17 protein-coding genes are annotated in these 18,243 nt (G+C 37.5%); 6 read left to right on the forward strand and 11 right to left on the reverse strand.

Translation table 11 applies throughout. The features are described 5' to 3' along the window. Positions 1–52: 52 nt before the first annotated feature. Genes AC4CUY_RS10170 through AC4CUY_RS10185 form a run of 4 tightly spaced genes read right to left on the reverse strand, consistent with a single transcriptional unit; the run spans position 53 to position 3,610 of the window. Positions 53–631: a TerD family protein gene (locus AC4CUY_RS10170; protein WP_336951078.1), complete on the reverse strand. Its 579-nt coding sequence runs from the start codon at positions 629–631 to the stop codon at positions 53–55. Between the two features lie 2 nt (positions 632–633). Then, positions 634–1,740, reverse strand: coding sequence for a DUF475 domain-containing protein (locus tag AC4CUY_RS10175; RefSeq protein ID WP_336951077.1), 1,107 nt, complete (start codon positions 1,738–1,740; stop codon positions 634–636). A 16-nt stretch (positions 1,741–1,756) separates the two neighbouring features. Continuing rightward, a complete protein-coding gene (locus AC4CUY_RS10180) occupies positions 1,757–2,332 on the reverse strand; it encodes a TerD family protein (protein WP_004720366.1) in 576 nt (191 codons plus the stop codon). Positions 2,333–2,389: 57 nt separating this feature from the next. Beyond that, on the reverse strand, positions 2,390–3,610 hold the full coding sequence (locus AC4CUY_RS10185) for a TerD family protein (protein ID WP_490774067.1): 1,221 nt from the start codon (positions 3,608–3,610) through the stop codon (positions 2,390–2,392). Between the two features lie 363 nt (positions 3,611–3,973). Here AC4CUY_RS10185 and AC4CUY_RS10190 point away from each other — a divergent pair, with 363 nt between their 5' ends. From AC4CUY_RS10190 to AC4CUY_RS10210, 5 genes are read left to right on the forward strand one after another with little or no spacing between them, the layout of a single operon-like run. Further along, positions 3,974–4,930, forward strand: a complete 957-nt coding sequence (locus AC4CUY_RS10190) for an ATP-grasp domain-containing protein (RefSeq protein WP_419359687.1) — start codon at positions 3,974–3,976, stop codon at positions 4,928–4,930. 4 nt (positions 4,931–4,934) lie between these two features. Then, positions 4,935–6,056, forward strand: a complete 1,122-nt coding sequence (locus tag AC4CUY_RS10195) for a phosphoribosyltransferase domain-containing protein (protein ID WP_419327219.1) — start codon at positions 4,935–4,937, stop codon at positions 6,054–6,056. Continuing rightward, positions 6,046–6,825 carry an HAD family hydrolase gene (locus AC4CUY_RS10200; RefSeq protein ID WP_490774068.1) on the forward strand — a complete coding sequence of 260 codons (780 nt, stop codon included), beginning with the start codon at positions 6,046–6,048 and terminating at the stop codon, positions 6,823–6,825. The genes AC4CUY_RS10195 and AC4CUY_RS10200 overlap by 11 nt, the downstream gene beginning before the upstream one ends. Continuing rightward, positions 6,818–7,984 carry a cysteine protease StiP family protein gene (locus AC4CUY_RS10205; RefSeq protein ID WP_419359689.1) on the forward strand — a complete coding sequence of 389 codons (1,167 nt, stop codon included), beginning with the start codon at positions 6,818–6,820 and terminating at the stop codon, positions 7,982–7,984. Before AC4CUY_RS10200 ends, AC4CUY_RS10205 begins: the two co-directional genes overlap by 8 nt. Next, entirely contained in the window at positions 7,981–8,907 is a 927-nt protein-coding gene (locus tag AC4CUY_RS10210) for an HpcH/HpaI aldolase/citrate lyase family protein (RefSeq protein WP_336951071.1), read from the forward strand. The genes AC4CUY_RS10205 and AC4CUY_RS10210 overlap by 4 nt, the downstream gene beginning before the upstream one ends. Before the next feature lie 27 nt (positions 8,908–8,934). Here the strand turns inward: AC4CUY_RS10210 and AC4CUY_RS10215 are convergent, their stop codons facing one another. The 6 genes from AC4CUY_RS10215 to AC4CUY_RS10240 all read right to left on the reverse strand — a co-directional run bounded on the left by AC4CUY_RS10215 (position 8,935) and on the right by AC4CUY_RS10240 (position 15,637). Then, positions 8,935–10,464, reverse strand: coding sequence for a helix-hairpin-helix domain-containing protein (locus AC4CUY_RS10215; protein WP_336951070.1), 1,530 nt, complete (start codon positions 10,462–10,464; stop codon positions 8,935–8,937). 43 nt (positions 10,465–10,507) lie between these two features. Then, entirely contained in the window at positions 10,508–12,385 is a 1,878-nt protein-coding gene (locus AC4CUY_RS10220; protein ID WP_490774069.1) for a PP2C family serine/threonine-protein phosphatase, read from the reverse strand. A 146-nt stretch (positions 12,386–12,531) separates the two neighbouring features. After that, positions 12,532–13,584 (reverse strand): TerY-C metal binding domain-containing protein, encoded by a 1,053-nt coding sequence (locus AC4CUY_RS10225; protein ID WP_490774070.1) that lies wholly within the window; start codon positions 13,582–13,584, stop codon positions 12,532–12,534. Positions 13,585–13,687: 103 nt separating this feature from the next. Then, positions 13,688–14,323 (reverse strand): vWA domain-containing protein, encoded by a 636-nt coding sequence (locus AC4CUY_RS10230; RefSeq protein ID WP_490774071.1) that lies wholly within the window; start codon positions 14,321–14,323, stop codon positions 13,688–13,690. 14 nt (positions 14,324–14,337) lie between these two features. After that, positions 14,338–14,982 carry a TerD family protein gene (locus tag AC4CUY_RS10235; RefSeq protein WP_490774072.1) on the reverse strand — a complete coding sequence of 215 codons (645 nt, stop codon included), beginning with the start codon at positions 14,980–14,982 and terminating at the stop codon, positions 14,338–14,340. Between the two features lie 16 nt (positions 14,983–14,998). Continuing rightward, entirely contained in the window at positions 14,999–15,637 is a 639-nt protein-coding gene (locus AC4CUY_RS10240) for a vWA domain-containing protein (protein ID WP_336951065.1), read from the reverse strand. 275 nt (positions 15,638–15,912) lie between these two features. On the opposite strand from AC4CUY_RS10240, the gene yddG reads away from it, so the two are divergent. Further along, positions 15,913–16,857 carry an aromatic amino acid DMT transporter YddG gene (gene yddG / locus AC4CUY_RS10245; RefSeq protein WP_490774073.1) on the forward strand — a complete coding sequence of 315 codons (945 nt, stop codon included), beginning with the start codon at positions 15,913–15,915 and terminating at the stop codon, positions 16,855–16,857. A 106-nt stretch (positions 16,858–16,963) separates the two neighbouring features. Here the strand turns inward: yddG and AC4CUY_RS10250 are convergent, their stop codons facing one another. Beyond that, the gene (locus tag AC4CUY_RS10250; protein ID WP_336951063.1) at positions 16,964–18,019 is read right to left on the reverse strand and encodes a Rieske 2Fe-2S domain-containing protein; all 1,056 of its coding nucleotides are present in this window, start codon (positions 18,017–18,019) and stop codon (positions 16,964–16,966) included. Positions 18,020–18,243 lie beyond the last annotated feature (224 nt).

Genomic DNA, 18,243 nt, shown 5'->3' on the forward strand with positions numbered 1-18,243 from the left:
CGAATCACTTTCAAGTACTAAAAGATAAATCTTTTAGTACTGATTTTAAAAATTAAACTGCAACACCATAACTTGCAGCCAAAGCGCCTAAGCCACCGTTAAAGCCTTGGCCAACTGCTTTGAATTTCCACTCGCCACTATGACGGTATAACTCACCAAAAATCATGGCAACTTCTGTACTGCCGTCTTCAGACAAGTCAAAACGTGCAAGTTCTTCAGCATTGTTATCCTGATTAATTACACGGATATATGCTTTATCTACCATACCGAAGTTTTGACCATTCTGTTGGCCTTCATGAATGGTTACAGCAAATACAATTTTAGCCACATCTGCTGGAACTTTAGATAAATCAACTGAAATTGTTTCGTCATCACCATCACCGTCACCTGTACGGTTATCACCGTTATGGTTCACAGAACCACAAGGAGAAGTTTTTTGGTTAAAGAAGATGAAGTCGCCATCTAAACGGACTTTGCCATTTTCACCAGTTAGAAAAGCAACAGCATCCAAATCAAAAGCTTTACCATCTGTAACACGAGGATTCCAGCCTAAACCTAAGTCTACTTTATTCATTGTAGGCGCTGTTTTAGACAGGTTGATGTTACCGCCTTTTGATAAATTAATAGCCATTTTTAATTTCCTTTTTCAGTTGTTTCAAGAGATTGTTTTTTACTATATGAAATTGATGAAATTACTGCCCAAACAATAAATGCGACACCAATCAAACCAGTCACGACTTCAGGTACATGTAAGCCAGTCCCACTTGCAAGCATGATGAATGCAAGTGCACCAATCGCATAATGCGCGCCATGTTCTAAATAAACATAAGCATCGAGCGTACCTTTTTCTACAAGATAAACGGTCATAGAACGCACGAAGATCGCACCTATAGCAAGGCCAAGCATAATAATTACCACATCACTGGTAATTGCAAAAGCGCCGATTACACCATCGAAACTAAAAGACGCATCAAGTACTTCAAGATACAAGAAGCCACCGATACCGCCTTTAATGATTGTGCCCGTTACAGGTGCACCATTATTTGAAGTCGTTTGTTCTGATGCTTCTTCCTCATCATCATGTGAACCGCCTTCAAGTAAGTGTCCAATCACCTGAACACCAACATAAACCACAATTCCCCAAATCCCTGCCATCGTTACAACCAGACGAGAAGTTTCAGGTACAAAATTAGCCATAACCAATAATGCACATAATGAAATAAACACTGAAATCGCTTGAATATTGCCTAGATCAGCGAGTTTTGACTCCAACCAATGGAACCAATGCTCATCTTTTTCATCATCAAATAAAAAGTTAAGAAAAACTAAGAGCAAGAACATACCACCGAACGCTGCAATTTCAGCATGGTGTGCCATGAGCTTTTCAGAGTAGGTTTTTGGATCGTTCAGCGCAAGTTTTGCAACCTCTATCATGCCCATGTCTGCAGTGACGCCAACAATGAGTAATGGAAAGATTAAACGCATACCAAATACAGCGATAACAATACCGACTGTTAAAAATAAGGTTCGCCAGAAATGATTCCAGTGTTTGAGTACCGAAGCATTTACTACAGCATTATCAAACGATAAAGAAACTTCCATCACTGCAAGAATGGCAGTAATTGCCAATGCCTTGAACATGGTCATTAGACCGGCTTGGGGACCATGTGTAAAACCCCAATACGCAGAAATTGCTAGACAAATGATGGTAAAAAGAATCGAAAAGCGAAAATGTTTCATCCATTGAACTCTTATATTAGATGCTTATACCGAACTGTTGGCACATTGCGCTTAAACCGCCAGCATAACCTTGTCCTACAGCTCTAAACTTCCATTCACCATTGTGGCGATATAATTCACCAAAAATCATGGCAGTTTCTGTTGAATAATCTTCATTCAAATCGAAACGAACAATTTCAGTATTGCTTTGATCATTGACTACACGAATAAACGCATTTTGAACTTGACCAAAATTTTGACCACGACTTTCACCTTCATGAATGGTGACTGTAATTGCAATCTTTTGAACATCTGCAGGTACTTGTGCCAGATTAATGCGGACTGCTTCATCATCACCATCGCCCGCACCGGTACGGTTATCACCTGTATGTTCAACAGAACCTTCAGGTGAACGTGTTTGGTTATAGAAAATGAAATCGTGTTCACCACGAACTTTACCGTTTTCACTTAATAAAAATGCTGAAGCATCTAAGTCAAAATCTGTTCCGTCAGTTGCACGCGCATCCCAACCTAAGCCGACCAAAACTTGGTTTAAACTTGGGTCAGTTTTGCTTAAAGATAAGTTGCCACCTTTGTTTAATGAAATTGCCATTTATATTTCCTCTACTTTATTGCAGTGTGCATTCATTGTTTAAATACATGCAGTCAATTAATTTTTAGAACCATGTGTCCATCGGAACCCAAAACCATAATGTTCATCTAAATATTTTTGATCTTTAAAATAACGAACTTCTCGGTTGGCTTGTATAGTGCCATTGTTATTCTTTAATTCTACAATAGAACATGTTGTCAATTGATTACCATCCGTCAAATGAACTTCAATTTCAGGTTGGTCTGGGATCTTAATGGTGACAACACCATCCGTTGCTGCCCATTGTGCAGCACCCTGATAAATATAAGCATAAATCACAATGCGTTCAATTTGATCCCATTGATTCCCATTAATATGAAGATTTTCACCTTGTACAGATGAACCTGTACGATCATCACCATCAAGCTGAATAAACGGTTTGATTTCAAAACGCCCAAAACGATTACCCAGCGGTTGTACTAAATCAATTTCACCATTTTTAAGTTGCACCATCGCACCAAGGTCTAGATCTATTGCACTTGATCCCGATAGTTTCTGAAAAAATGATTGGGATTTAGGCTGGCTTTTATTCCAGTTTAAATTGACTGATATTTTTCCAAAACCATTACCTTTCTTGGTTAAGTTGATGGTTGAATTGTTTTTATCCAGTCGGATTTTAGATAAATTAATATTTGAGTTTGTAGGTGTAGGTGTAGGTGTAGGTTTAGGTGTAGGTGTAGGTGTAGGTGTAGGTGTAGGTGTAGTATTTTTCACTTCATCAGCAATCACAACACCAAAGTTTTCAGCCAATGGTTTTAATCCACCATTAAATCCTTGACCGACAAAGCGAAACTTCCATTGGCTGTTATGAAAATAAATCTCTGCAAGGATTAAAGCTTTTTCAGTTCTATTTTGGGTATCTAAATGTGCGGTCGCAATATGCTGTTGCCCTGCATAAAGCTCAATATCAATCGGAATAATATTGCCAATGGTATTTGGTTCATTGATCGTGACACAAATAGCGATTTTTTGAATTTGTGCATCTAGACGTGCAGTATTGATTTTTAATTTGGTGAGATTTGGGTTCTTAGATGATGATTCTAGCAAAACCACACTTTGATTGGAGGTTTGACGTTGCCCATAAAAAATCATGTCCTGATCACCACGCACTTTAAGCGTGCCTTGGGCCAGTAAATATGCTGTAACATCTAATTCAATGTCAGATGAAAACCCTGTTTTTATACAAATTTCAATATCCTGAGCAGGTATTTGAATATTTCCACCAGCAACCAGCTGCATAAACCCTCCACTTTATAGGTATATTATCGCTTTTTGATAAAATGAATTTAAAATCATGCGTTATTGAAATAAAGTTTTTAAATTAACTTTCTTTATAAAAAACAAATAAAAAATAGATATGTTATGTTTTACCATAAAAATTCCGAATCTCAAGTGTTTCAGTGTTTTTTTCTTTGTGTTTCATTACTTTTACAAAATATTAAAATTAAATATTGTATCACTGTGGGGAATTGTTATATTTTCCAGCGCATCAGATAGTCGCTTTAAAATCTTCGTTATTCTTTATAAAAATTTGAGATTAAATTACCCGTGCTACAGCAATATAAAATTTGGATCGCCGAGTGTTATTCCTGTCAAAATGATATGATTCAATTACTGAAAAGTTCTAGTATATCAAAACAACTGACTATATTTTGTTCTCACAGCCGTAACCGTCCCGAACTTGCATTGAGTGCTGATGTTTATCTACAGCAACCTGCTATTTCAAAGAGTGCTGAATGGTTATTAGAACAATGTATTGAACATAATATCCAACTGCTCTTTTGTGGTAAACACAGTCAACATATTGAACCGTATAGAACCCAATTTGAACAATATGGTATTCAGTTGATTACTGGTACACTCAGCTCAGAACAACATGAGTTGATGAACAATAAATACCAATTTACCTTACATTGTGAAGCGCAAAATTTATCTGTCATTCCTGCATTATTAGCCAATTCCACAGAAACACTGAAAGCATCCATTGAAACATTACAGCAGCAACATAGTGAAATCTGTGCTAAGCCTGTTTATGGGGTTTATGGTGCGGGTTTTGTGCGGTTACAGAATCATGTATCGTACTTTAAAAACTTTAGTTCACCGACCAAATGTAATACTCAGCAATTTATAGAGGCATATAGTCAACAGGAAGAGCCAGTTGAATATCTGATTATGCCTTATTTAGCCGGGCAAGAATGTTCAGTTGATATTGCTTGTAGTCAAGGAAAGATCATTACTCAAGTAACCAGAATAAAACATGTTTATTTTCAAGAGTGTTTTTTGCAACATCCTTGTCATCAAATTTGTATAGATTTAGTCGATTATTTTCAATGTGATGGACTAATTAATATCCAATTTAAACAAGATGAAAGCTTGCAATGGCATATTCTTGAGATCAATCCACGCCCTGCTGGTGGTTTTGCCTATACACAACATACGGGAGTCAATTTGATTGCTGAATTGATTGCTGAAAAATTAAATTTGAATTTAGTTCGAGCAGCACACCAATCGCCTGTAAAAGCTTTACCGATTGCCCATAGTATAAAATTGGATTTGTAATTAGATGAAGCATATAGATTTAAGTCGTGGGCGAATCACTGTTCAAGTTAACCAACAACATAGCCACTGGGCTTTAGATGATTTATTAGATTTTGCAGAAAGAATTAATCCTAAAAGAGCATTTTTATTTGTTTCCAAAGTATTGGGGAAACATATCCCTGTCCCACCTTCTGTTATGCAGCGTAGCTATAGCGATTTGGCCAGTTTAGTGCCTACAGATTTGGCTGGTCCAATCTGTGTCATTGGTATGGCCGAAACAGCAGTCGGTTTGGGCGCTGGAATTTATCGTGAATTAAAAAAACAACATGGCAAAAATGCGATTTTCTTAACTACAACACGACACCCTGTATCGACTTTACCCACATTGGGGCTTTTTCTAGAAGAACATAGCCATGCTCAGGATCAGTTTATTTTAAGCAGTCATGATTTAGCCAAACATCAGCAAGTGATTGATTCAAAGACTTTGATTTTAGTTGATGATGAAATTTCGACTGGAAAAACCTTCAAAAACCTGATCAATAGTTTAACAAATTCTGGTTTGCAGCAAGTTGAACGCGTGATCTTGGTCACATTGGTTAACTGGGCTGAGCAGAGTCTTGCAACGGATGAGCTTGATATCCCTGTGGAAGTGGTTTCATTATTGCAAGGAAATTGGCAGTGGCAAGCGAATCAACACAATATTCAGATTAATATGCCCAATGTCAGCTCCACTGAGCAACAGGCACAGAAAATTATTGCACCAAATGATTGGGGACGTGAGCCAGGTTATTTAGAATGTACAGCATGGGAAGATATTCACATAAATCATCCCGGCGAAAAAATACTCGTACTTGGTTCAGGTGAATTTAGTTGGATTCCTTTTCTTATTGCTGAACAGTTAGAACAACAAGGGGCGGAAACTTATTTCAGTTCAACAACACGTTCACCGATCATGCAAGGACATGCGATAAAAAGTATTTGCCAGTTTCATGATAATTATGGGCTCAATATCCAAAACTTTGCTTATAACGTTAAACATCAAGAGTTTGACCGGGTGCTTTTGGTGATTGAAACACATCAAGATAGTGTAGACCCAAGCTTGTTTGAACAAATCAAAAATTTGGAAGTGATCAGTTATGAACCCTAAACCTTTGGTCTTTGTCGACTTGGATGACACTTTATTTCAAACTTATCGAAAACAGCAACCGACACCACAACATCAAATAGTGACTACAGATATTTCAGGACAACCGCTTTCATATATGAGTCCAAAACAGCAGTCTTTTTTGAATTGGTTGCTTGAATCTGCTGAGGTTGTGCCTGTAACTGCTCGCTCAGTTGAAGGATTTAAACGTGTACAAATCCCCTTTAAATATGGTGCGATTTGTTCCCACGGGGGCACAATTCTAGATCAGAATTTAGCTGTAGATACAGACTGGTTTGATCTTCAAAAACAACATGAAATTCAACTCAATGGCATACTGACTGACTTGCCAGATGCTTTGCATGACTACGCCAAAGATTTGGGTGAAGTCAGAACTTGGACTTTGATTGAAAATGAACTGAGTATTTATTCTGTTGCAAAGCAAAAACAAACTGGTGCCTTATTTTTAGATCAGCTTGTTGAAAAATTACCTAAAACGCTACTGGAACAGTGCTATATCCATATCAATGGCAATAATCTGGCGATTATTCCACATCATGTCAGCAAACAAAGCGCCGTTGAGTTTTATATTCAAAAACATGATCCGCAACGAGAACGTATTATTTTAGGTTGGGGCGATAGTCTATCAGATGCTGGATTCCTCAGCTGTTGCGACTGGTTTGGAATGCCGAAAAGTAGTCAGTTGGATAAGTTTCTCAATATACATTTAAGCCATGATTTTGACACTAAAGGATATTTAGGTCATGTCTAATTCATTGATCACACTACTCAATCCAACATTGAGCGAGCTTGGCTTTCACGGTTCATACCGTCCCGAAGATGTCACTTTTTTGATGCAGATTGATAATATTCAACCCACTGCCGTTGAAGAAAAAGAATATCTGATCCAGTCAGGAAAAATGCACTATTCACAAATGATCAGTGCTGAACATCCGCCAACAGATGAACAAATGCAACATTATCAACATGCCTTTGAGCAAGGTGCACAACGTCTTGCCGAAGAAGTTCAAAAAATTGGTAACAGTTTGGTGCAACGCTTTCCCAATCAAGAGATTGTTTTGGTAAGTTTGGTTCGAGCTGGTGTACCTTTAGGTGTTTTACTGAAGCATTATCTTGAAAAATACCAGTCTTGCTATCACTATGGTATTAGTATAATTCGTGATCGAGGCGTCGACTTTGCTGCATTGCAAGCAATTATTGAACAACATGGTGCTCAAAATATCGTTTTTGTAGATGGCTGGACAGGTAAAGGTGCGATATGCAAAGAACTCACAAAAAATTTACAAGAGATTCCTGAGCTCTTTGATCAAAATTGGCAGATCCCACGTTTAGTTACCCTTTCTGATTTGGGGGGGTATTCTTGGTTAAGTGCAAGTACAGATGATTGGTTGATTCCGTTTGGGATATTGGGTTCTGTAATCTCTGGATTGACTTCTCGGACGATTTTAAAAGAAAGCATAGAACAGCAAGATGCTCGAAATAATTGCTATCAGACACAAAAATGGCACAGTTGTTTGATCTATGATCAGCTAAAACCTTACGACCTTTCAGTAATTTTTGTCGAAAAAATACGCGAGTTGATTGAACAAAATCCCACAGATATGCAGGTAAGCTGGAACGATCAGATTCGTTTAGCGCAACAGCAACAATGTGCAACAACGATTGACTGGATTGCAACAGAGTATGCGATTCAAAATATTAACCATATAAAACCTAGTATTGCTGAAGCAACCCGTGCAGTTTTAAGACGAGTACCTGAACGAATCTTATTGAAAGATGAATCTAACCCTCATGTACAATTATTATTGCACTTTGCACGTGAACGAAATATTCCGGTTGATATTTTGGGAACAAAATTAGGCCCTTATCACGCAGCAACATTGATAAAAAAAGTAGAGAAGAAAAAATGAAACCACTTTTACACGCTATTGAACTTGGCGCAACCATGTATATTCCTGCAACACATGAACAATTGTGGGAAGTTACCCAAGGACTTAAATTTCCTCAGATTAAATCAATTGCGGTATGTCTTGAAGACGCTGTACTTGAATCAGATGTTCAAACAGCAATGGTGAATTTAAAACTTTTATTGCAAAGACGGCTGGATGAACCGAGTTTAAAAGCCCCTGCCATTTTTATCCGCCCAAGAAATATGGAAATGGCAAAACACATTGTCGACTGGGATCTAAATCAAACATTTAATGGCATGATTTTGCCTAAGTTTAATGTGTTTAATCTAAAGAATTGGATGAATGTATTACCAGCTAATTTACAATATATGCCAACGCTTGAAACTAAAGAAATCTTTGATGTGGCACACAATATTGAGCTTTACCAAGCGCTTAAATATGACTTTCATAAAACTTTATGTTTAAGAATTGGTGGTAATGATCTGTTGTCTTGTCTAAATCTGCGTAGACCCAAAAATACCACGATTTATCAAACTCCAGTAGGCATTCTAATTTCACAATTGGCAGGATTATTTATTCCAAATGGTTTTCAGTTGAGTTCACCTGTCTGCGAACATTTTGAAAATACACAGTTATTGATGCAAGAACTTGCACAAGACATGAATAATGGAATTTATACCAAAACTGCAATTCATCCTGCGCAAATTGCTCATATTCATCATGCCTTACAAGTTCAACCTGAAGATTTCCATGAGGCTCAATTAATCTTGGCCCACGACGCTAAAAGTGTATTTAAAAGTCACGGTTCAATGATCGAACCTGCCACCCATAAAAATTGGGCTGAAATGATTTTACTCAGATATAAAACTTTTGGTTTGGTCAAATCCTCTTGTTCAACACACGACAAAATATTGGTGGTATAGGCCCTATTTAGAGGTTGAAGCATCACATTATGCTTCAACCATTTGTACCACAGCTAAACGACCGCCATCTTGTTTAGAAAATAAAATTTGAACACCATCTTTTAACTCAATTTTACCACCAATCGGGATCTGTATTTTATTGGCAACATCGGTAAGATCAGGCATATCTTCATTGACCAACCACCACACATCATGATGTAAAACAAAATACCCTTTCCGCTTGGTCTGTTCTGCGGTCAATCGTTCATTCGGTGCAATCATATTATTGGTATGCCATGCGTAAATAGATTGACCTGTCCATACCATTAAACGATGATTATCGGGTCTAAAATTACCTTGCTGCCGTGCTGAGTACAGATTGAGAATAGGTAATTTACCTTTAAACGGCGTATGGCAAAATGGACACTCAGGTTTAGTTGAATTATCAAAGACATACCACTTTTGACCACAACGGTGATTATGACAAGGCTGAATCAAATCCACTGTTTTGACCAAAGCTGTTTCCCAATCATTGGCTGAAGGACGCTTGGCCGGATCATGTAAACCTTCGACAAAGCTTTTGATAAAGAGCTCAGACAAATACGGTCCAGTCACTGTAAAAGGTACTTTTGCAGGATCACCCCATGGTTGCTGGCTCACTTTAAGTTGAGTTGGTTTCACCTGATTACTATGATCTGTTGGGTGTTCAATAAACAGCGCTTTTTCACCCATCCCCAGTGTTTCATCCTTTTGCGGATCATTCATATCATGAATTTTTCCACCACGTAACGGATGTCGATACAATAAATACATATAAATCAATACTGCCAAAGCGTGTTTATCAGTCGCAATACTGGGTAAATAACGATCAGGATTGTCTTTGGATAAATGACTAGTGCGTACCACTTCTGGCGCAATAAAATCAGGAGTACCGACAACGTCCGGTGGGTATTTTCCAGGTACTACCAAACCATCAACGTCGATAACGCTGGCACTCCCAGAAACAGGATCGACCAAAATATTTTTATAAGATAAATCTGAATGGGCCAAACCCGCAGCATGCATACGGCGTACTGCGCGGGAAATTAGAATTCCTATTTTAAGGTAATTTAGCCAAGTACCTTTTTCTTTGTCGTCGAGAAATCTGTTTTGGTTGTTTGCACTTGCAAACCATTTCCCTTCTTTTTCTTTGCCTTTGATTTGCAGAAAATCATTATTTTTTGAACCATATTCAAAGAAAAATTGTTTTCTATAGGTTGGGGCGGTAATCCCAAGCAAATTATTATATTCAACTAAACCATCTGGCCAGCAGAAAATATTCTTCCAATAATCCCCACCAATCCCATTAAAGATACTTTGCCACTTATTGCCTACAATTTCTTTTAAACGATCTTTTTGCTGCTCAAAGGTGGCTTTAGATTCATAAAACTTATTCTTTTCTTTACTGAAAAAGCACACCACATAACTACGATCAGGTGAAAAATATACATCTTTCATTGCACCTGAACCGATAATTTCATCTACAAATTCTATTTCACGTCCATCAACGGTGGTACATTTAATAATTTTTGCTGACATATTTGCCACCTTACATTATATTCTTCAAATACTTAGATATTATTTATACAGATGTTGTTGAATGCTTATTCCATAATACGGCCATAGTACGATCATCATGATGGCCAGCTGTAAAGAAATGCATCCACTCCAACAATGCAGTGTCGGCTGCTTCATTCTGTAGCAACGGATCTAGTTCACGGTATAAACTTTGCCATTTATCAAAATTGGATAAACCAGAATCTGTTTCAAATTTTGGATCTGAAATACCGTCTGTCATCAACATAATGGCATTGGTATCTTTAAAACAGCCTATTTTTAAACGGTTTGGAAATTCTGTAGCAATACTCAGATCTAGGAACTTAGTCTGTCCTGCATATTCACCACCATCTGGAACATTCATCAGGCGCACGTTGTTATCGCTATATACTGCGATTGCACCGTCTCCCACTGAGAATGCACTGATAAAGGTTTTATCAGCTAATTTACATACGACCGCAACCAGCAATGTGGTTGAAAAATCTTTAGTATTTGCCTCAATCTGTTCTGCTTGTAATCGGATTTGGTTAATAATTGATTTGTATATTTCATAATATACATGATGAAACTGCTCATTTAACTTCTTGGCAACTTCAACAGTTTCAGCATCTTGACTGCCCACTTTCCACTTTTCTAAATCAGAAATCAGGCTTTCAACCGTTTGTGGGTTTAAATAGTTTTTCAAGTTATTTTCAACAATCTCAACCGCAATTCGAGAACCTTCTCTTGAGTATTGCGCACTGCCTGCACCATCTGCCACAGTCAAAACCGACCAAGGTGTATTCTCGATTAAGGTAATTGAGAAATCATCATCTCTAAATAAGCCTGCGTGTTCATGTGAACGGCCTCGACGACTTGCAGCGATAATTTTATAGTCCACCGCATCAATCAAAGCTTGATCCAAATGTGGCTTGCTAAATTTTTGCCCAGACTCAGGTTCAATGACTTTCCATAAACTGCGTGGGTCTGCAATGACATTCAACCGACACTGGGCGGAGCGTGTTTCTCCATCAGCAATAAACTGAAAAGAAAATTCGATTGAATCTGCTAGTTGTGGCTCACCATGAATACGTTGTGTGGCTTCATCGAAATAAAAGCTGGTATCTGGAAATTTAAAGCTTTCAGGTTTGAATACTAATTGATTGACATCATGTTGAGAAATCACTGAAATTCGAGATTGATAGTGTTGTCCAACTCGGGCATTTTCAACCTGAAATTTAATGTCTTCATATTTACTTCGTCTAAACACAGATTCGATCTCTAATCTATTCTTCTCAGTTTCAGAAGAAATTATTTCAGGGGTTGAGCTTATATTTTTAGCATCAATCGTCAACTTATTTTCTAAATTAGGTTCAATTGTAAAGGCTGACATTTTCTCGGCTTGATCTACAACAATTTGCTTTTCAACTTGTAAGATCGGCGCGAGTTCCAATGTTGTGTGAAGATCTAAAGTGATATTTTGCGTATCAGAAATTGCCCCAACTGAGTTGATGTTTTCAGATGATGTATCGAGTTGATCTACATTCACTAAAGGATCATCACAATTTTGTTGAATACTTTCATCAAAGTTGACTTGTTCATCCACTCTAGCATGTTGATTGGTTCCAGTTTGCTGATTAAAACAGGCTTGCTCTTGAACATTATTTTGTACAGTGACTTGGGGTTTATCCGAGCTTATAGTTTTATGCTGGGACTCTGTAGCTGATGCATTATCCAATGAATCAGCTTCATTGATTTTGTTCAAACACGGCGAAGCTATCTTAACTTTTTCCAATTCGTTGATGAGTTTTGAAAGTTGTTTGAGATTTTGCGGATCACTTAATAGAAATTGAGAAAATGTTTCACTGAAATCAGCGGAATTATGTTCCAAAATCTGCTTTAATTTGCATACATGACTATCCATTTTACCCTCTACCCATTTTTCTATTCTATTCGCTTGGCCATTTGGTCACTCACCAATCACAATGCATTTAAGCGTTTAGCCCTATAGATTTTTAATATTCGTCAATACAGCAATGCTTTAATAATGTATTCATCAACAGATAAAGCCTAACCTTGACCACGGGTTAAATCGAAATCTCCCTCACCAGACGAGAAACTGATTTGTCGACGACACCACGGGCAAACCACAGATTCCCGATAGCCGTCATAGCACATCAAATTACCACAACCACACACGGCAAAAGCGGTCTCAGAAAAACAATGTGGACATTCAGGGAAACCATCGAGCTCAGCTGTATTGATCTGCTTATTTGATGCATTATGATCTGACCAAGTAAAATACTCCTCAGATATCGCGCTACAGGTATCTAACTTAAAATTATAGATATTGATATTTAAATCAGCTGGACCTTTGTACTGTAAATTTCGTATATATTTGATGATATAAGGTTTATTCATCTTTTGGCAGCGACCCACAAATATCGCACAATGATCATCGGCTTTATTTTTTTGCAGGGACAATGCATCTTTTGCCAAGCGCATATAACGCTCATCAATCGGCAACAGTTCATCTTTTTGTTGATGACTACCAATACTAATACTTTGTGAGACCACAGAGGCCGTGATCCACTTACACAAACCTTTGACATATTCTTGATTGATTTGATCAATTGAAATGGTATTTTCAGTGATCTTACTCAGCACAGAAAAATCAACATCTGCACCTAAACCAATGGCGACGACTGTTGCTTTATGCGCATATTTAGCATTCCAGCGTTGAATTGCCTGATCATATTCATCGGTTGGACGACCATCGGTAAATATATAGACCATTGGCTTCCAGTCGCCTTTGACTTCACTGGTGGTTTTCATCACATAACGATCAATTTCCTGACCCAAATGATCTAAAGCTTTACCCAAATGTGTCCCACCACCCAAGGGCAAATTAAAATGATTAAAGGCAAATAACTCAGTTAAAGGGACCAATGTTCTGACAATCCCTGCATATGCAATCAAGGAAATAAATACAGTTTCAAGCGCATAAGGATCTTTTCTTAAACTGCTTAAAATAAACTCCACACCCTCTTGAACTGATTCAAGCGGTTGCCCGACCATTGATTCAGAACAATCAAGAACAAAAAATACCGGTAAACGACGCATAACTTCACCTACATTATTTTTATCATATTATTCAAAAATCTAAATCAAACAGATAAGTGCTGACCTGTTTGATTTAACATTTTTAACGTCAAGTAATATCCAGTTATAAAACCAACTGAATTTCGGCAGGTGGTGGTGGTAAAGAAATTGAATCGGATACCCCTGCGCTACTGCTACCAGCGACCACGCTTGCAGAAACCCACTTAAAGAAGCTAGCAAAACTATTTGAATCCATGGTGTCTAACACAACCACTTGGTCCGTTAGTTGCAGCAAGGATTCGGTTTTCGCTTTTGGCCCCGCAGCACAAGCGACAATCGTGGCAAAATTAAGCTGTTTAATTGTGGGAACGATTTGCTGATAAGCATAGACATCTGAGGGTGAACCATCTGTCATCAAAAATAATAACGGGCGCCAATCCCCTTTAACCTCATTACTACTTTTTTGCACATTCTGTTGTACTTGCTGTGCCAGTAATTCCAATGCAGCACCCATAAATGTTGCTCCCACATTGGGCACATCTAGATCTGGAATTTGAACTTGATCCAAAGGGGTAAGCGGTAAATAAACTTTTGCATTAATATCAAAGGTAATCACACTTAAATACACGCTTTCAAGCGCATAAGGATCTTGTCTTAATGCACTGAGCATTGACTGCAAGCCAACATTCACCGAGTGAATTGGCTCACCACGCATAGAGCCAGATGTATCTAATAAAATATATACAGGTAAACGGCGCATTATATTCTCATTCTTTAACTATATTTTTTTAACCATTCCACGAAATTATCCGTGGGTGATGCATTACCGACCGCATTAAATTTCCAACCAGTATTTTCTCTGACCAGTTCAGCAAATAATAATGAACGTTGTTGATCATATTGACCAATGCCTGATAAATCAAAACGCACCATTTCTTTACCAGTACCATCGACAGCACGAATAAAGGCATTTTTCACCTGACCAAAATGCTGATTGTTTTTTGCACCATTGTAAATTTGAACAATAAAAACAATCTTGTGATATTCAGCTGCCAAGCTATTTAATTTGACAATAATTTGCTCATCATCCCCGTCACCAGCACCAGTACGGTTATCTCCAGTCAGCCAGATTTGCCCTGAACGATGTTTTAAATTATTAAAAAAGATTACATCACTATTTTCGAGTGTGGCTTGACCTGCGGCATTCCAACCTAGATCTTTTACTTTTCCACTAGCATCACATAAAAATGCCACCACATCTAGATCGTGTTCCTCACTCTTAGCGCCTGAAAATAATCCGCCTAAAAAGCCTTTCTTTTGCTCAGTGATATCCCAACCGAGTCCAATCGTCACTCGTTCTAAATCATGTTTAGATTTTTCAAGACTGAGTCCTTGACCTTTTACTAATGTAATTGCCATGCATTTTCCTTTATTTTTATAAAACCACATTCACTTCAGGTGGTGGTGGTGGAAGATCATTTAAGCCTGTGACTTCTTTTTGACCTGCATCTACTTTTTGGCTACCTGTAGAAATACTTGCAGAAACCCATTTAAAGAAGGCTTTAATGGTATTTGAATCTGCGGTTGCAAGTTCTACTACAACCTCTGTAATTTGTTTGAGAATACTACTATCAGCATTATGTCCCGCTGCACAAGCAATGATCATCCCCGTCTTAGCTTGTTTGAGTTTTGCAAAACCTTTGGTCCAGTCATCCGTTGGTGCACCATCTGTCATAATAAAAACTAAGGGTTTCCAGTCACCACGGGTATCAGGTGTGGTTTTTTGCACTTCTTGATCAATTTTATCTGCCAATAATCCAAGCGCTTCGCCCAACTGTGTAGTTCCCGTTGCCTGTAATTGAGGCGGTTGAAACAGCGCAATTTCAGTTAAGGGAATCAACTGCTTGGCTTGAGTATCAAAAGTAATAATAGATAAATAGGCTGTTTCAAGCGCGTAAGGATCTTGTCTGAGTGAAGAAACCAGTATTTCAACACCATTTTTAACGGCTTCAATCGGTTCACCATGCATCGAACCTGATGTATCTAATAATAAATATACGGGTAATCTTCTCATTTGTTTATCTCTGTTTAATGTCTCGTTAATTTTTAATCTTTATGTATATGTTTATATAAAAAATTGAACTAAAAACAAAGCTTTTTATCATTTTTAATACTTAATTTTTTATCCAAATATCAAATTTTGCTTAAATACTCTATTTTTTAATTGATCTGATTCTGACATATTATTTGTTTTATGCTGGGTAATATTTTAAAAATAATTGCAGAGTTCTAAGCTATAATTGTTTTATTATTTACCTTAATCTGAATCCTCAGATTTTAAAGCCCAATATGTCAAAAAATCTCGCTACGTTGATTGGTTTAAGTGCCATTTTACAATGGTCTTCCATCGTCGGTTTATTGAAAAAAATTAGTTTTAGTTTGGGCGCTGAGTTAGCTGTGCTGCTGATGTATACACTGAGTACTTGTATTTTATTAATATTTTTTAAAATACCAAATTTAAAATTAATTTCAAAAAAATATCTGATTTTTTCTACCTTATTATTTGTTATTTATGAATTATGTTTTTCTTATGCTATTGCACTGGCACAAACTGCTCAACAGGCCATCGAAGTCAGTCTAGTCAATTACCTCTGGCCAGGATTAACTGTTGCCATGCTGATCCTATTTAAAGAAATTAAATTTAATGTCTTTGTTATTGTTGGATTAGCCATCAGCTTGAGTGGAATTATTTTAATTCAAACTGGGCAAGGTGCTTTAACTTGGTCTAATATTTTATCCAATATTCTCGAAAATCCAATCAGTTATATTTTGGCACTTGTTGGGGCAACGCTGTGGTCCTTATATTGTGTAATTACCAAAAAATATAGCGATGGGCATAATCCAATTTCATTTTTCTTTGTTTCGATCAGTATTGTACTGTGGACTAAATACCTATGGTCACATGGGTTGAGTCTAAATATAATTCCACAAGTTAAACTTACAACAATTGGATTGTTAGGTATTGTTTCAGTGGTGATGGCCTTGGGTTATGCTGCTTGGAATATTGGCATTATCAAAGGCAATATTACGATTTTGTTGACTTTATCTTATTTTAGTCCAGTCATCTCCACTGTGATTTCAATGTTTATCTTACAAACCGACCTACCACCAGAGTTTTGGTATGGTGTGATGTTGGTAACTTCAGGCTCTTTGGTGTGTTGGATTTCGACAAATTGGCAACAATTAAAAGAAAAATTATTAGCTAAACTAACGAAGTCAAACTCTTTTTTATAAGAAGATCTATGTTGTTAAGATCAGCTTTAATCATATATTGATCATTCATCATCAATATATGATTAATTATGTTACCTCCAGACGCTGGGGATGGAAAAATGAAAATTTACACAATATAGCGTTTGCTTAGTCCCCATTCTGCCAATATCCTGCGATAGGTTGTAGATGAACGATCTGCTTCAAAATGTGCTTCCATTGTAATATCCAATGGAAGCTCTTCTGGTTTTTGACTCTCTACCATGTCCTGATCTTCTGCAAAAATTTGTGCATTAAAATCATAAACTGCCTGCAAATCGCCTGTGGTATCAAAATTACGGGTGAGTGGTACAAATAATCGAGTTTGGTTATGTGATACAGGACAACAGGCATTTAAAATTTTTAATACGCCCTCACGTGGAAATTCAACTTTTAACACTGCTGAAAATGGCGGGTAAACGTCAAAAATTCGCTTCCATAAAAAACCTTCTGGTGCCAGATGCTGTAAACCATGTGGATAGTTGCTCACATTGCTGACATATTCAGTATGTAAACCATAATCTGTACGTTCAGTGGTGTATTTGGGTACAACAGGATTTTCAGCATCGGCAAAAGACTGCTGATGTACCCAAGCAAAATGTGCAACATCAATAAAACCTTCCAATTGCCGCCCGCTTGAACCAGCAATATCAACAAATGGTGGCAAAATGGGCTGATGATCAGGATGATCCCAAGTATCCAATATTGGAAAGTTTGCGAGGCTTTCATCACGGCTAAATAAACTCGTCCAAACCAAACCATATTTTAAAACTACAGGAAATTTGGTGAGGCTAAAGCGCTCTGAAATATTTGTCAGTTCTGGCTGTGCTGGAATTTTTGTACATTGACCTGCTGTGTTGTAATGCAATCCATGGTATGGACAAACAATCTCTTCACCTTGCACCCAACCTTTGCTGAGTGGTACACCACGGTGCGGGCAAATATCACGCACCAACTGAATCGCACCACTTGCCGTTTGATAAAGCGCCATTTTCACATCGAGGAGTTGTACTTGTTGTGGGGCTGTTGTGACATCTTGCACACGTGCGACAGGATACCAATGCTGAGCGAGTATTTCCCAGTCTTTAGGCTCAAAACCACTACATTGTGGTTGACTAAACAAGTTCAGAACTGGAATTGCATTCATACAAAACTCACAGAATATATATTTAATGTCATGATCTTATGCTGTGATTTCAGCATAGCGCTCAGCTAAAATCATGGCTGAGTTTTAAATTACGAATTTTGTCTAATTCTGTCTATTAGAATGTTTTACTTATCTCATTCTAAAAAATAGAACACCTATCTGAAAATTATTTTTAGAAAAAACTCATCATTGGCATAAAAATCGCTTAGTGATCTGTGATTTTA

The organism is Acinetobacter sp. 778_lipA (assembly GCF_058242985.1).